At 71.6% G+C, this 14667-nt stretch carries 14 protein-coding genes; 5 read left to right on the top strand and 9 right to left on the bottom strand.

Translation table 11 applies throughout. From position 1 onward, the window contains the following. Positions 1-65 precede the first annotated feature (65 nt). The 9 genes from larE to LZG04_RS27770 are packed head-to-tail and all read right to left on the bottom strand — an operon-like array spanning position 66 to position 8562. The gene (larE, locus tag LZG04_RS27730) at positions 66-884 is read right to left on the bottom strand and encodes an ATP-dependent sacrificial sulfur transferase LarE (protein WP_233822225.1); all 819 of its coding nucleotides are present in this window, start codon (positions 882-884) and stop codon (positions 66-68) included. After that, complete coding sequence (larC, locus tag LZG04_RS27735; protein WP_233822227.1) at positions 884-2032, bottom strand: nickel pincer cofactor biosynthesis protein LarC; 1149 nt, start codon at positions 2030-2032, stop codon at positions 884-886. Before larC ends, larE begins: the two co-directional genes overlap by 1 nt. Continuing rightward, complete coding sequence (larB, locus tag LZG04_RS27740) at positions 2029-2712, bottom strand: nickel pincer cofactor biosynthesis protein LarB (RefSeq protein WP_233822229.1); 684 nt, start codon at positions 2710-2712, stop codon at positions 2029-2031. Before larB ends, larC begins: the two co-directional genes overlap by 4 nt. Beyond that, the gene (locus LZG04_RS27745; RefSeq protein ID WP_233822231.1) at positions 2709-3848 is read right to left on the bottom strand and encodes a glycerate kinase; all 1140 of its coding nucleotides are present in this window, start codon (positions 3846-3848) and stop codon (positions 2709-2711) included. Before LZG04_RS27745 ends, larB begins: the two co-directional genes overlap by 4 nt. After that, positions 3845-5128, bottom strand: coding sequence for a nickel-dependent lactate racemase (gene larA, locus LZG04_RS27750; protein ID WP_233822233.1), 1284 nt, complete (start codon positions 5126-5128; stop codon positions 3845-3847). Before larA ends, LZG04_RS27745 begins: the two co-directional genes overlap by 4 nt. Next, positions 5128-5988 carry an amidohydrolase gene (locus tag LZG04_RS27755; RefSeq protein ID WP_233822235.1) on the bottom strand — a complete coding sequence of 287 codons (861 nt, stop codon included), beginning with the start codon at positions 5986-5988 and terminating at the stop codon, positions 5128-5130. The genes larA and LZG04_RS27755 overlap by 1 nt, the downstream gene beginning before the upstream one ends. Further along, positions 5985-6962 carry an aldo/keto reductase gene (locus LZG04_RS27760; RefSeq protein WP_233822237.1) on the bottom strand — a complete coding sequence of 326 codons (978 nt, stop codon included), beginning with the start codon at positions 6960-6962 and terminating at the stop codon, positions 5985-5987. Before LZG04_RS27760 ends, LZG04_RS27755 begins: the two co-directional genes overlap by 4 nt. Next, positions 6962-7813 carry a fumarylacetoacetate hydrolase family protein gene (locus tag LZG04_RS27765; protein WP_233822239.1) on the bottom strand — a complete coding sequence of 284 codons (852 nt, stop codon included), beginning with the start codon at positions 7811-7813 and terminating at the stop codon, positions 6962-6964. The genes LZG04_RS27760 and LZG04_RS27765 overlap by 1 nt, the downstream gene beginning before the upstream one ends. Continuing rightward, on the bottom strand, positions 7810-8562 hold the full coding sequence (locus LZG04_RS27770) for a FadR/GntR family transcriptional regulator (RefSeq protein WP_233822241.1): 753 nt from the start codon (positions 8560-8562) through the stop codon (positions 7810-7812). Before LZG04_RS27770 ends, LZG04_RS27765 begins: the two co-directional genes overlap by 4 nt. A gap of 304 nt (positions 8563-8866) precedes the next feature. Between LZG04_RS27770 and LZG04_RS27775 the strand changes: the two genes are divergently transcribed. Genes LZG04_RS27775 through LZG04_RS27795 form a run of 5 tightly spaced genes read left to right on the top strand, consistent with a single transcriptional unit; the run spans position 8867 to position 14611 of the window. After that, a complete protein-coding gene (locus tag LZG04_RS27775) occupies positions 8867-10174 on the top strand; it encodes an L-fuconate dehydratase (RefSeq protein ID WP_233822243.1) in 1308 nt (435 codons plus the stop codon). Continuing rightward, positions 10171-10929, top strand: coding sequence for an SDR family NAD(P)-dependent oxidoreductase (locus LZG04_RS27780; RefSeq protein WP_233822245.1), 759 nt, complete (start codon positions 10171-10173; stop codon positions 10927-10929). The genes LZG04_RS27775 and LZG04_RS27780 overlap by 4 nt, the downstream gene beginning before the upstream one ends. A 41-nt stretch (positions 10930-10970) precedes the next feature. Beyond that, positions 10971-12035 (top strand): sugar ABC transporter substrate-binding protein, encoded by a 1065-nt coding sequence (locus tag LZG04_RS27785; protein WP_233822247.1) that lies wholly within the window; start codon positions 10971-10973, stop codon positions 12033-12035. A 19-nt stretch (positions 12036-12054) separates the two neighbouring features. Continuing rightward, positions 12055-13560 (top strand): sugar ABC transporter ATP-binding protein, encoded by a 1506-nt coding sequence (locus tag LZG04_RS27790; protein WP_233822249.1) that lies wholly within the window; start codon positions 12055-12057, stop codon positions 13558-13560. Continuing rightward, positions 13553-14611, top strand: a complete 1059-nt coding sequence (locus LZG04_RS27795; protein ID WP_233822251.1) for an ABC transporter permease — start codon at positions 13553-13555, stop codon at positions 14609-14611. Before LZG04_RS27790 ends, LZG04_RS27795 begins: the two co-directional genes overlap by 8 nt. Positions 14612-14667: the final 56 nt, after the last annotated feature.

A 14667-nucleotide genomic window follows, 5' to 3' on the forward strand; every position in this document is an offset into this window, starting at 1 on the left:
TCGGCCGCGAACCTGCGTGCGCACCTGGGCGCGGAGGGGTCAGCCTTCGATCGAGGCGTCCGGGATCACCGGATTGGTTCGTGGTTGAGCGCGCCCGACCGGAACACCGCCAGTTCGACGCCGTCGAACCCCGCCGCTCGTACGACATCGGTGAGAGCGGGGCCGATGTCCGGCCGGTCGACCAGGTCCGGGTCGAGTTCGACTCGCCCCACGTCACCCAGGTCGCGCACGCGCAGGTTCCAGCTCGGTGTCCCCGCGCTCACCAGCCACGCCCGAACCGCCGCCTCGGCGCGTTCCACCCGCGCCAGGCGTGAGGGGGTGATCGCCACGCCGTAGCGTACCCGGCTGGCCAGGCAGGGCATGGCCGGTTTGTCCCAGGTGGACAGTGCCCAGAGGCGGCTCACCGCGCGCACTTCGGCCTTGGTCATCCCGAGGTCGCGCAAGGGGGTGCGCACGCCGATCTCGTCGCCGGCGCGGATGCCGGGCCGGAACGGGTCGTGCGCGTCGTCGGCGTTGACCCCGGTCGCCACCGTGTGCACGCCGTGCTCCCGCGCTACCGCTGTGATGGTGTCCAGGACGGTGGACTTGCAGAAGTAGCAGCGGTCGCGGCCGTTCGCGGCGTAGGAGGGGTTGTCCAGTTCGGCGGTCGGGGGCGTGAGGTGCCGCACGCCGAGGCGGTCGGCGAACCCGGCCGCGGCGGCCAGCTCGACGGCGGCCAGGCTCGCGGAGTCGGCGGTGACGGCGAGCACCGCGTCGGGTCCCAGGGCGCGGGTGGCGGCGGCGAGCACGAGCGCGGAGTCCACGCCGCCGGAGAAGGCGACGGCGACCGGGCCGATGCCGGTCAGGTGCGCCACGAGTCGGGCGGCGGTGGTGCCGGTGTCCATCAGTGCTCCTCGGGGCTTTCGGCGGCCAGGGCGAGCACGGTGCGCAGGGGCAGGCCGGTCTGCCGGGCGACGGTGACGGCGTCGTCGTACTCGGGCTTGCTGTGGTGGGGTCCGTGCTTGCGGCGCACCTCGATCCCCTGGACGTGCGTGGTGTCGGTGGTGCGGGGCAGGGCGGTGCGCCGCACGGCGGTCCGCCGCACGCCGAGAGTGCCGGTCTCGACCAGCATCCGCCGCTCGACCACGTCGGCGGCCTCCGGTGTCGCCAACGCGTGCAGCACGTGCGCCGGCCTGCCCTTCTTCATCGTGGCGGGGGTGATCCAGCTGTCCAACGCGCCGGAGTCGAGCAGCGCGCAGACGACGTACCCGAGGACTTCACCGGTGACGTCGTCGAGGTTGGTCTCCAGCACCACCAGGTCGCGGACGTCGGCGGGCTCGCGGTCGCCGAGCCTGACCACCGCGACGTTGGGCCGGTCGGGCAGCGTCCTGGTGCCCACGCCGTAGCCGGTGGTCGACAGGCGCATCTCCGGTGCGGGCTGGTAGTCCGCGCCGATCGCCAGCAGCAGCGCGGCGGCGGTCGGCGTCACGGTCTCGCCGGGCAGGGTGGTGCCGACGACGCGTGCGCCGCGCAGCAGGGCCGAGGTGGCGGGGGCCGGGCACGGCAGCACGCCGTGCGCGGTGCGGACCGATCCGGTGCCGATCGGCAACGCCTCGCAGTGCACGGTCCGCACGTCGAGGGCGTGCAGGGCGGCGGCCACGCCGACGACGTCCACGAGGGTGTCGTGACCGCCGAGTTCGTGCAGGTGCACCTGGTCGGGGTCTTCTCCGTGCAGGCGTCCTTCGACCTCGGCGATGGCGCGCAGGGCGGCGACCGCGGTGTCGGCGACGGCACGGTCGCGCACCCGGGCCGCCATGGCGATCAGCTCGCCCGCCTTGCGGCTCGTGGCGTCGTCGGTCACCGACACGACGGCCTTGCGGCCGGTGAGGCCGTGCGTGAGCACCGGGGTGACGGTGAGGTCCCAGTCGGTGAGGCCGGTGTCGGAGACGGCCGCTCGGATCGCGTCCAGGGGTGCGCCCGCGTCTACCAGGGCGGCCAGCAGCATGTCACCGGCCAGCCCGGTGAACGGCGAGATCACGCAGACGCGGCTCACGGCGTCCTCCGCGCCGCCACGCGGGCGAGCCGGAACGCGGCCATCGCGGCGCCGAACCCGGAGTCGATGTTGACCACGGTGATGCCGGCCGCGCAGGAGGCGTGCATCGCCAGCAGCGCGGTGATGCCTTCCAGACCGGCTCCGTAACCGGTCGAGGTGGGCACGGCGACCACCGGGCACGCGACCAGACCGCCGACCGCGCTCGCCAGCGCGCCTTCCATGCCCGCGACCACGATGACGGTGTCGGCGGCCCGCAGCCGGTGCTGCTCGGCCAGCAGCCGGTGCAGGCCGGCCACGCCGACGTCGGTGACGGTGGTGACGTCGAGTCCCACGGCGGTGGCGACGGCGGCGGCCTCCCGTGCGACCGGCAGGTCGGCCGTGCCCGCCGCGGCCACGACCACGCCGAACCCGGTCGACTCGGCCGGACGCCAGGTGAGCAGGCGCGCGTCGCGGTCGTAGACGCCGTCCGGCACGGCGGCCAGCACGGAGGCCGCCGCGTCGGGCTCCACGCGCGTGGCCAGCACAGGGCCGTCGTTGTGCCGCAACAACGTCCGAACGATTCCGGTGATCTGGTCAGGCGTCTTCCCGCTGCCGTAGACCACCTCGGGCAGCCCTTGACGCGCTTCGCGATCCACGTCGACCCGGGCGAACCCCAGGTCGACCGCGCCCGGTCCGGTCATGCGCGCGCTCCGTTCGTGAGGGTGGCCGGGTGTGCGAGGAGTTCGCCGCCGATCTCCCGAAGCAGCGCGGGTGCCTGTTTCATCGCGGTGTCGATGTGACCGGCGCGCTCGAGCAGCGACCAGGTGGCGACCACGCCGACCTCTCGCAGCCGTTCGGCGGTGAGCTGGACCGAGCCCGCGACCACGGCGACGGGCACGCCGTGCCGCCGTGCCGCCTCGGCCACCCCGATCGGCGCCTTGCCCCGCAGGCTCTGCTCGTCGAACCGGCCTTCGCCGACCACGACGAGCGAGGCGTCCCGCAAGGCGTCCTCGACGCCGATCGCGCGCAGCACGAAGTCGGCCCCCGACGTCCGCCGGGCGTTGAGGGCGGCCAACGCCGCGAAGCCGGTGCCACCGGCCGCGCCCGCGCCGGGTGCGGCGCTCAGATCCCGTCCGATCGCCTCCGCCATGGCCGTGGCGAACCGGCGGAGCCCTCGCTCCAACAAGTCAACGTCCCGGGGTGAGGCGCCCTTCTGCGGCGCGAACACCGCGGCGGCGCCGTTCGGCCCGGTCAGCGGGTTGTCCACGTCCGAGGCCAGGGTCACCCGCGCGTGCGCCAGCCTCGGGTCCAGCCCGGACAGGTCGACGCGGGCCACGGCCGTCAACGCGCCGCCGCCGGGGCCGACGGGGCCGCCCAAGGTGCCGGTGATGCGTGCGCCCAACGCGTGCAGCAGGCCCGCGCCGCCGTCCGTCGTGGCACTGCCGCCGACGGCGAGCACGATGTCCCGGCAGCCGTGGTCGAGCGCGGCGCGGATCAGCTCACCGGTGCCGTAGGTGTCGGCGGTGAGCGGTGTGAGCCAGCCGTCGGGCAGCACGTCCAACCCGCTGGCCTGGGCCAGTTCGATCACGGCCCGTCCGTCGCGCACGGCGAACGCGGCGTGCACCGGCTCGCCCGTGGGGCCGGTGACCTCCACGCGCACCTCGTCGTAGCCGGCGCGCACCAGTGCCGCCACGGTGCCCTCGCCGCCGTCCGCGACGGGCATCGCCACCGCGTGCCCGCCCGCGTCGGTCACGCCGTCGACGACGTGTGCGCAAGCCTGTTCGGCGGTGAGGGAGCCGCGGAACTTGTCCAGGCAGACCAGGATCGTCCCGTTCACCGGTCCGACCCTTCCACGTAGGGGATCGTCTGCGGGCCTTCGGGCAGCACGCACAGCCGGGCGTCGGGACCGGCCTCGGCGAGAGCTTCGGCGACGGTGGCCGAGATGTCCGCGGTCTGCCGCAGGTGCGCGGTCGCCAGCTCGGCGTCGCTGAGGTGGGAGGTGTGCATGACGACCCGGCAGTCGGCCTGGATGCGTGCCTGGATCTGGACCTGCCACTGGTCGGGCACGGTGGTCGACCGAGCGGAGATCTCCGCGAACAGCGCCGCCGGCGAGTCGGCGGAGGCGAGCACCTCGCGGTAGGAGCCGTGGTCGGGGAAGCCGTCGCGGCACTCGGCCGCGCACACGATCACCCCGCCCGGCCTGACCACCTGGTAGGCGGCCGACATGCCCTTCACCGACTGGTAGAGGTTCTGGTCGAGCGGGTAGCCGGAGTTGGTGGTCACCACCACGTCGTAGAGCTGCGGCACCGGCCGCATGGCGACCTCGCGGGCGGTGCGCACGGCCTCGGCGTGCATCGCGAGCAGGTCACCGCCGAACGCGGCGACGACCTGCTTGTCCTGGTTGAGGACCACGTCGAAGCCGAACGTCACGCCGGTGGCGTCGGCGATGGCGCGCACGTCGTCGTGCACGGGGTTGCCCTCGACGATCCCCCACGTCGCCCGCGGGTCGCCGATGCGGCGCGCGTCGTGCAGGACCAGGACCGTCTCCAGCGCGGCCAGGCCCGGCGCGACGAGCTTCGGGCCGCCCGAGAACCCGGCGAAGAAGTGCGGCTCCACGAAACCGGTCGTGATGCGCACGTCCGCGGCGACCCACTCGCTGTTCAGCCACACGGGCACGTCCGCGCCGAACTCCCCCATCCACGTCAGGCTGCCGCGGTCGCGGGCATCGTGGTTGACGATCCGCACCGAGTCCACCACCTCGTCACCGAACATCCGGCGCAACTCGGCCTCCGTGTTGCCCCGGTGCGTCCCCGTGGCGACCAGCACCACGACGTCGTCGAGGTCGACCAGGCCGTCCAGCTCCTCCAGGATCACCGGGACCATCAGCTCCCGGGGCTGGGGGCGCGTCCCGTCGCAGGCGGAGATGGCCACGGTCTGGCCGGGGCGCACGCGCTCGCGCAGCGGCGGACCCGCGACCGGCGCGCGCAACGCCCGGCGCAGAACCTCCCGCGGCGCTTCGGTGGCCCGGTGATGCTTGGGCGTGACCACGGTCGTCACCGCCGGGTCGACCCGCAGGTCCAGCCCTGTCTCGCCATAAGCCAGTCGCACGGTGCGCATCAGCCGGTCCTCACTCCGTAGACGCGGGCGGCCGTGCCGCCGAAGACCTGGTCCCGTTCCGCAGTGGAACAGCCGTCGAGGAGTTCGGCGGCGGTGGCGAACACCCGTTCGTAGTCGGCGGCCAGCAGGCAGACCGGCCAGTCGGAGCCGACCATGAGCCGATCCGGGCCGAACGCCTCCAGCGCGATGTCGACGTAGGGCCGCAGGTCGGCCGCGGTCCACCGCGACCAGTCCGCCTCGGTGACGAGACCGGACACTTTGGCCACCACGTTCGGTTCGGCGGCCAGCTCCGCCAGGCGGGTCGCCCAGGGTTCGACCTCCTGACCGGCGATGTCCGGTTTGGACAGGTGGTCCAGCACGAACACCATGTCCGGCACCGCTCGCACGGCCTCCAACGCCGCCGGGAGCTGGTGCGGCCGGGTCAGCACGTCGTAGACGAGCCCGGCATCGCGCACCGCGCGCAACCCCGCCAGCACATCGGGGCGCACCAGCCAGTCCGGGTCGGGTTCGGACTGCACCAGGTGCCGGACACCTGTGAGCCGGTCGCCGCCGGGTCCGCGGCGCAGCCGGTCCAGCTGCTCGGCGACGTCGGGCGCGGTGAGGTCGACCCACCCGACGACGCCCGCGACGAGGTCGAAGGAATCGGCCAGGGCCAGGAACTCCGCCGTTTCCTCGACGTCGGGGAGCACCTGGACCAGCACGGTGGCGTCCACGCCGGCCCGTTGGGTCACCGCGCGCAGCTCCGCCGGGCCGAAGTCACGCCGGATCGGCTCCAGGGCGGGCTCGTCGAGCCAGTCCTGCGGCCGGGCGGAGAGGTTCCAGAGGTGGTGGTGGGCGTCGATCCTGATCACTGCGCTCACTCCTGCTCCAGCGCGTCGAGTTCCGCCCACAGCGCCTCGGGGATGTCGGTGGTGGCGTGGGCGGTGTTGTCGGCGACTTCACGCGCGTTCCGTGCGCCGACGACGACACCGGTCACCGCCGGGTGCCGCAACGGGAAGCGCAGCGCGGCGGCGGCCAGCGGTACGCCGTGCGCGGCGCAGCGCTCGGCCAAGGCCACTGCTCGCCGTCGGACGTCGTCCGGGGCAGGTGCGTAGTCGTAGGTGGCGTGGGCGGTCGGGTCGGCGAGGATGCCGCTGTTGAAGACGCCCCCGACCAGCACGCCAACGTCGCGCTGCGCGCACAGCGGCAGCAGTTCGTCTGCGGCGCCGCGGTCCAGCAGGGAGTACCGGCCCGCGACGAGCACGCAGTCGAGGTCGGTCTCGGTGACGAACCGGGTGAGCATCGCGGTCTGGTTCATGCCCGCACCGATCGCCCGCACCGCGCCCTCCGCGCGCAACCGGGCCAGCGCCGGGTACGCGCCGGTGACCGCGTCCTCCCAGTGGTCGTCGGGGTCGTGGATCAGCACCACGTCGAAGGAGTCGAGACCGGAACGCTCCAGGCTCTCCGCGAGACTGCGGTAGACGCCGTCGGCGCTGTAGTCCCGCACCCGCACCAGGCCCGGCTCGCCGTGGAAGCCCTCGTCGCCGGGTGCCGTGTCGCCGGGCACCAGCAGCCGACCGACCTTCGTCGACACCGTGAACTCCGCCCGGGGTCGGGAGGCCAGGAACGCGCCGAGGCGCCGTTCCGCCAGACCGGCGCCGTAGTGGGGTGCGGTGTCGAAGTAGCGGATCCCGGCGGCCCACGCCGTCTCCAAAGCGGCAGCGGCCTCGTCCTCGGTCACCGCCGAGAACAGCCCGGCCAGCGGCGCGGTGCCCAGGCCGAGACGGCTCACCGTGACGTCGGAACGGCCCAGCGGCACCCGCTCGGTGGACCACTGCCGGGTCGCGGAGGTCATCACGCCTGGCCCAGGACGTGGCGCTGCCGCCCGAGCCCGTCGATCTCGAGCTCGACCACGTCACCCGCGCGCAGGTACGGGAAGTCGTTGGCCCCGAAGGCGACCCCGGCCGGGGTGCCGGTGTTGATCACATCACCGGGCTCCAGCACCATGAACTGGCTGAGGTACCACACCACGTGACGCACACCGAAGATCATGTTCTTGGTGTGGCCGTCCTGGCGCGGCTCGCCGTTGACGCGCAGCCTCATCCCCAACGCCTGGGGGTCGCCGACCTCGTCGGGGGTCACCAGCCACGGCCCGAGCGGGTTGAACGTCTCGCAGGACTTGCCCTTGTCCCACGTGCCACCGCGCTCGTGCTGGTAGGCCCGTTCGGTGACGTCGTCGGCGATGGCGTAACCCGCGATGACGTCGTCGGCGTCCTCCGGCGAGTCCAGGTAACGCGCGGTGCGACCGATGACGACCGCGAGTTCGATCTCGTAATCGGTCTTGGCGCTGCCGCGCGGGATGAGAACCGTGTCGTCGGGACCCACGACCGTGTTCGAGGCTTTCAGGAACACCACCGGCTCGGCCGGCGGCGGGGTCGCGGTCTCGGCGGCGTGGTCGGCGTAGTTCAGGCCGACGCACACCACCTTCCCGGGCCGGGCGACGGGAGCACCCACACGCATGCCGCTGACGTCGATCACGGGCAGCACGCCGTCCGCCATGGCCGCCCGGACCTGCTCGACCCCGTCGCCCGCCAGGAACGCGCCGTCGATGTCGGTCGTCAACGAGGTCAGGTCGTAAGCGACGCCGTGGGCGTCCAGGACAGCGGGCCGCTCTTGGCCCGCCGGGCCCACGCGCAACAGCTTCATCGGAGATCTCCTCGGCCATGGGAAGTCGGAATCGAACGGGACGTCACCCCTGGACTTGGGTTGTAGCCGTCCCGGTCCACGTGCTCGCGCAACCACCGCTCGGTAGTGGTGATGTGCATCAGCGCAGCGGCCTGGGCGACGGTGGCGTCACGGTCGACCAGTGCGTTGTAAATCGCTTCGTGCTCGGCGAGCGTGCGGCTCGCCGCGTTGTCGTCGACCAGCCCGCGCCAGACCCTGGAGCGGACCGTGCGACCGGAGATCCCTTCCAGCAGGGTCGTCAACGTCGCGTTGCCGGTGGCGGCGACGACGGCCCGGTGGAAGGCGGCGTCGTGCTCGTTGAGCAGCTCCACGTCGTCGCGGGCGGCGCGCATCGCGTCGAGGTGCTTCTCGACCACGGCGAGCTCCGAGTCGCTGATCCGCGTGGCCGCCAACCCGGTCGCCACCGGCTCGAACAGCCGGCGCACCTCGGTGAGCTCCAACAACGTGTCGCCGTGGAGCAACTCCACAGCGGACGCGATGCTGCCGAGCAGCACCTCGGGCTCCAGGCTGGTCACGTAGGTGCCGTCGCCCCGCCGGATCTCCAGCACCCGCGCGACCACCAGCGCCTTGACCGCCTCCCGCATGAGGTTGCGGGACAGGCCCAACTCGGCGGCCAACTGCTGCTCGGGGGGCAGCTTGCTCCCCGGCGGCAGCTCACCCGACTGGATCAGATCTCTGATTCGGTCGATGGCCTTGTCGGTCAGTGACATCGGTGTCCCCCAAGAGGTGGCTTACGCGGCGACAGGCTAGCAATACATCCCATCTCTACGGAAGAGGTGGGATGACGTGCGCTCCGAGAGTGGCCAGCGTCGGCGCATCTTCCTGCATCTTTAACGATCCAATGTTGCGAATCGACGCTCAAGCTGGACATCGGAGCTTCGGCAACCTATAAATCCATCCCATGTCCGGCGTTGAGTGGTTGCACCGCGGACATGTCATGGACACACAACGAAGGGGTAGTCGCGATGACTTCGACCCGAGGCCGAGGCTTTCGAGCCGGAAGTGCCGGGCACGATGACTGAGCTGATCACCGCCGTCGACGCGGTCGACGTGCGGTTCCCGACCTCGCTCGAGCTCGACGGCTCCGACGCCATGAACCCCGAACCCGACTACTCCGCCGCCTACGTGACCCTGCGGACCAGCGAGGGCGCGGAGGGCCACGGGCTCGCCTTCACCGTCGGGCGCGGCAACGAGGTCGAGGTGGCCGCCGTGCGCGCCCTGGCCCCGTTGGTCGTCGGCCTGCCGGTGGACGACGTGCTGGCCGACCTGGGGGCGTTCTCGCGCCGCCTGACCGGCGACAGCCAGCTTCGGTGGCTCGGCCCGGAGAAGGGCGCCATCCACATGGCCGCCGCCGCCATCGTCAACGCCGTCTGGGACCTGTACGGGCGGCGCGAGGGCAAGCCGGTCTGGCAACTGCTCGCCGAGCTGTCCCCCGAGCGGTTGGTCGACCTGGTGGACTTCCGCTACCTCGAAGACGCCCTCACCCGCGACGAGGCGCTGGACATCCTGCGCCGCGCCGAACCGGGCCGCGCCGAGCGCACGGCCCACCTCCTGCGGCACGGCTACCCGGCCTACACCACCACACCGGGGTGGCTGGGCTACGACGACGAGAAGCTCGTGCGCCTGTCGAAGGAGGCCGTGTCCGACGGCTTCACCCAGATCAAGCTCAAGGTCGGCGCCGACCCCGGCGACGACGTGCGCCGCCTGCGGCTGGCCCGCGAGGCGGTCGGACCCGACATCCGGATCGCGGTCGACGCCAACCAGGCGTGGGGCGTGCGGCAGGCGATCGACTGGATGACCCCGCTGCTGCCCTACGACCCGTACTGGATCGAGGAACCGACCTCGCCCGACGACATCCTGGGCCACGCCGCGATCCGGCGGGCGATCGCGCCCGTGAAGGTCGCCACCGGCGAGCACACCCACAACCAGGTGATGTTCAAGCAACTGCTCCAGGCGGGCGCGCTCGACATCCTGCAACTCGACGCGAGCCGCACGGCGGGCGTCACCGAGAACGTCGCCATCCTGTTGCTGGCGGCCAAGTTCGGCGTCCCGGTCTGCCCGCACGCGGGCGGCGTCGGGCTGTGCGAGATGGTCCAGCACCTGGCGATGTTCGACTACGTGGCCGTCAGCGGCACCACCGAGGACCGCGTGATCGAGTACGTCGACCACCTGCACGAGCACTTCACCGACCCGGTGCGCATCCGCGACGGCCACTACCTCGCCCCGACCGCACCCGGCATCAGCGCCGAGCTGCACCCCGAGTCCGTCGCCGCCCACCGCTTCCCGGACGGGCCCGTGTGGAACCGGCAGGCCACGGCATGAGCGCGCCCGAGTTCACCGGCCTGACGGCCGTGGTCACCGGCGGCGCGTCCGGCATCGGCCTGGCCACCGCCCTGTTGCTGGCTTCCCGGGGCGCGCGGGTCGCGTGCCTGGACCTGGTACCGGACGGCGTGCCCGAGCCGCTGATCGGGATCCGGGCGGACGTGTCCGACGACGTCGCGGTCCGGGCCGCCGTCGAGGAGGCCGCGCAGCGACTCGGCGGCATCGACGTGCTGGTCAACAACGCCGGCATCGGCGCCCAAGGCACGATCGAGGACAACCCCGACGACGAGTGGCGGCGGGTGTTCGAGGTCAACGTGTTCGGGATCGTCCGCACCACCCGCGCCGCGTTGCCCTACCTGCGCGAGTCCCGCCACGCGGCGATCGTCAACACCTGCTCCATCGCCGCGACCGCCGGCCTGCCCGACCGCGTCCTGTACTCCTCCACCAAGGGCGCGGTGCTCGCCCTCACCCGCGCCACCGCCGCGGACCTCGTCCGCGACGGCATCCGCGTCAACTGCGTCAACCCCGGCACCGCCGACACCCCGTGGATCGGCCGCCTGCTCGACCGCGCCGACGACCCCGAAGCCGAACGGGCCGCGTTGAACGCCCGTCAGCCGATGGGTCGCCTCGTCACCGCCGACGAGGTCGCCGCGGCCATCGCCTACCTGGCCAGCCCGCTGTCCGGTTCGACCACGGGCACCGACCTCGCCGTCGACGGCGGCATGAGCGGACTGCGCGTCCGTCCCCGCTCCTGATCCCCCCAAGTTCCCAGAGCAACGTCGCTAGGAGAACCGCCGTGAAGACCACCAACCGCACCATCGCCGCCCTCGGCGCAGTCGCCGCGCTCACCGCAGCCCTCACCGCCTGCGGCGGTTCCGACGCCGGGTCCGCCGGGAACGGCAAGCCCGTGGTCGGCCTCGACTTCCCCCGTTCCGACACCGACTTCTGGAACTCCTACATCAAGTACAGCCCCGACTTCGCCACCGACTTCGGGCTCGACCTCAAGACCACCAACTCGCAGAACGACGTCGCCAAGCTCACCGCCAACATCCAGACCTTGATCAGCCAGGGCGTCAAGGGCGTCGCGATGGCCCCGCAGGACACCGCGGCCATCGCGCCCACGCTGGAGCAGCTGTCAGCGAAGAAGATCCCGGTGGTCACCGTGGACACCCGGCCCGACACCGGCGACGTCTACATGGTGGTGCGGGCCGACAACCGCGCGTACGGCGAGAAGGCCTGCCGGTTCCTCGGCGCCAAGCTGGGCGGCAAGGGCAAGGTCGTGATGTTGCAGGGCGACCTCGCCTCGATCAACGGCCGCGACCGCACCGAGGCGTTCAACGACTGCATGAAGGCCAACTACCCCGACATCACGGTCTTCGGCGAGGCCACGAACTGGGACGGCGCGGTCGCCGCGCAGAAGCTGCAGACCGACCTGACCGCCCACCCCGACATCAAGGGCGTCTACATGCAGTCCAGCTTCGCCCTCGCCGGCACCCTCCAGGTGCTCAAGCAGAAGAACCTGCTGGTCGGCCCGGACGACCCGAAGCACGTGTTCGTGGTCTCCAACGACGGCATCCCCGAGGAGCTGCGCAACATCGCCGAGGGCAAGATCGACGCCACCGTCTCGCAGCCGGCCGACCTCTACGCCAAGTACGCGCTGCACTACCTGAAGGCCGCGATCGACGGCAAGACGTTCGCGCCCGGCAAGACCGACCACGACAGCACGATCATCCAGGTCCGTGAAGGTCTGCTGGAGGACCAGCTCTCCGCGCCCCTGGTCACCGCCGACGGCGGCACCTACGACGGCGTTCCCAGCCTCAAGGCCGACGACAGGTCCCTCTGGGGCACCGAGCACCTCTGATCGGAAGGCGAGCACCGAGATGGTTACCGCCGCGCCCGTCGCCGAGGCGACGGGCATCACCAAGCGGTTCGGGTCCACAGTGGCCCTGCACGACGCCTCCATCAGGATCGAAGCCGGGCAGACCCACGCGTTGGTCGGGCGCAACGGCGCGGGCAAATCCACACTGGTGTCCATCCTCACCGGCCTGCAAGCCCCGGACGAGGGTGAGGTCAGCTTCGGCGGCGAGCCCGCGCCGCGGCTCGCCGACCGCGACACCTGGCGGCAGCGGGTGGCGTGCGTCTACCAGAAGTCGACCATCATCCCCGAGCTGACCGTCGCGGAGAACCTCTTCCTCAACCGCCACGACCACGGCCCCGGTGGCCTGATCAGCTGGAAGGCGGTGCGCGACAAAGCACGCGACCTGCTGGAAACCTGGTCGGTCGACGTCGACGTGCGCACACCCGCACGAGAACTCGACGTCGAACAGCGGCAGTTCGTGGAGATCGCCAGGGCACTGTCGTTCGGAGCCCGGTTCATCATCCTCGACGAGCCCACAGCCCAGCTCGACGCGGCCGCCATCAACCGGCTGTTCGCCCGCATCACCGACCTCCAGCAACAGGGAGTCACCTTCCTGTTCATCAGCCACCACCTGCAGGAGATCTACGAGATCTGCGACACGGTCACGGTGTTCCGCGACGCCCGGCACATCCTCACCGCCCCGGTCGACGACCTGCCCCGCACCGAACTGGTCGCCGCCATGACCGGTGAGGCCGCAGCGGAGGCCGTCAGCCGGCGCCGAGGACCATCGGCGCACGCCGCCAAGGTGCTCAACGTGGCCGGATTGTCCCTCCCTGGTGTGTACGACGACGTGTCGTTCACCGTCCGGGCCGGCGAGATCGTCGGTCTCGCCGGCGCGGCGAGCAGCGGCCGCATCGAGATCGCCGAAACCGTCGTCGGACTGCGGACGGCCACCGGCGGCACCGTCGAGATCGCGGGCGCCCGGCCGCGGCCGGGCAGTGTCCCGGCCGCGTTGGCGGCCGGTGTGGGTTTCGTCCCCCAGGATCGCCACCACCAGGGTTACGTGCCGGACATGTCCATCGCCGACAACGGCACCCTCACCATCCCGGACCGGCTCGGCCGCGCCGGGTTCATCGACGGCCGCCGGCGCGACCACTTCGCCCGATCGATGATCGACAAGCTCGCGATCAAGACCCCGGGACCGCAGCTGCCGGTCTCCGGCCTGTCCGGCGGCAACCAGCAGAAGGTCGTGACGGCACGCGCGCTGGCCAACGACCCGAAGCTGCTGGTGCTGATCAACCCGACCGCGGGCGTCGACGTGCGGTCCAAGGAATTCCTGCTGGGCAAGGTCGAGCAGATCGCCGAATCCGGCACCGGCGTGCTCATCGCCTCCGACGAACTCGACGACCTGCGCCTGTGCGACCGCGTCCTGGTGGTGTTCCAGGGCCGATTGGTCGCCGAGATACCGGGCGGTTGGCACGACCACCAGCTCGTGGCCGCGATGGAAGGAATGAACCTCGATGTCTGAGAGCAAGACCGCCGTCGCGGTCACCGGGAACGGCTCGACCGGCGGGACCGCCGGGAAGGGCTCGTCATCCCGGTCCACCGGCAAGCGGAGGATCGCCTTCGCCCGGCTGCGCGACCTGGCGCTCATCCCGGCGATCATCGTGATCGCGATCGTCGGCCAACTGGTCAGCCCGGTGTTCCTCCAGGCCGACAACCTGATCAACATCCTCCAGACCATGTCGGAGATCGCCGTCCTGGTCCTGGCCCAGACGATGGTCCTGATCGTCAAGAAGATGGACCTCTCCCTGGAGTCCACCGTCGGCCTCGCACCCGGGGTCGCCGCATGGCTCACCGTCCCGGTCGGCGCGGGCCACGGACTGGGCCTGCTGCCGGGCGGCTGGTCGGTGCCCATCACGTTGGCCGTCGGCGTCCTGGTCGGCGTCGTCAACGCGCTGTTCATCATCCGGTTCGGGCTCAACGGCTTCATCGTCACGCTCGGCATGCTGATCGTGCTGCGCGGCATCCTCACCGGCATCTCCGGCGGCCAGACGTTCTTCCGCCTCCCCGAATCCATGCTCTACCTCGGCACCACCCAATGGCTCGGCATGCCCGCCTCGGTCTGGCTGTGCCTGATCCTCTTCGCGATCGGCATCGTGGTCCTCGGCTTCACCACCTTCGGCCGATCCCTGTACGCGATCGGCGGCAACGTCGACGCGGCCAAGGCAGCCGGCATCCGCACCGACCGGGTGCTCTGGATCGTCATCGTCACCGCCAGCCTGCTCGCCGCCCTCGGCGGCCTCCTGCTGTCCGGCCGCCTCGCCTCGGTCGCCTCCGGCCAGGGCAACGGCTACATCTTCACCGTCTTCGCCGCGGCCGTCATCGGCGGCATCAGCCTCAACGGCGGCAAGGGCACGATGTTCGGCGCCTTCACCGGCATCCTGCTGCTGTTCATGATCCAGAACGTGCTCACCCTCGGCGGCGTCCCCGCACAGTGGATCGGCGCCCTCAACGGCACCATCATCCTCATCGCCCTGGCCGTGTCCCGCATCACCGGAGGCAAAGCACAGGATTAGCAGGGTTTCGTCAGGTGGTGTCGACCTGCGGTTTCTGTGGGTGGTAGTGGCCTGGA

It is taken from the genome of Saccharothrix sp. S26, from assembly GCF_021390395.1.
Taxonomy (GTDB): domain Bacteria; phylum Actinomycetota; class Actinomycetes; order Mycobacteriales; family Pseudonocardiaceae; genus Actinosynnema.

Coding starts and splice junctions, on each gene's coding strand:
- larE (WP_233822225.1), bottom strand. CDS start 884: ATGGACACCGGCACCACCGCCGCCCGACTCGTGGCGCACCTGACCGGC.
- larB (WP_233822229.1), bottom strand. CDS start 2,712: ATGACCGGACCGGGCGCGGTCGACCTGGGGTTCGCCCGGGTCGACGTG.
- larA (WP_233822233.1), bottom strand. CDS start 5,128: ATGCGCACCGTGCGACTGGCTTATGGCGAGACAGGGCTGGACCTGCGG.
- LZG04_RS27760 (WP_233822237.1), bottom strand. CDS start 6,962: ATGACCTCCGCGACCCGGCAGTGGTCCACCGAGCGGGTGCCGCTGGGC.
- LZG04_RS27765 (WP_233822239.1), bottom strand. CDS start 7,813: ATGAAGCTGTTGCGCGTGGGCCCGGCGGGCCAAGAGCGGCCCGCTGTC.
- LZG04_RS27770 (WP_233822241.1), bottom strand. CDS start 8,562: ATGTCACTGACCGACAAGGCCATCGACCGAATCAGAGATCTGATCCAG.
- LZG04_RS27775 (WP_233822243.1), top strand. CDS start 8,867: ATGACTGAGCTGATCACCGCCGTCGACGCGGTCGACGTGCGGTTCCCG.
- LZG04_RS27780 (WP_233822245.1), top strand. CDS start 10,171: ATGAGCGCGCCCGAGTTCACCGGCCTGACGGCCGTGGTCACCGGCGGC.
- LZG04_RS27790 (WP_233822249.1), top strand. CDS start 12,055: ATGGTTACCGCCGCGCCCGTCGCCGAGGCGACGGGCATCACCAAGCGG.
- LZG04_RS27795 (WP_233822251.1), top strand. CDS start 13,553: ATGTCTGAGAGCAAGACCGCCGTCGCGGTCACCGGGAACGGCTCGACC.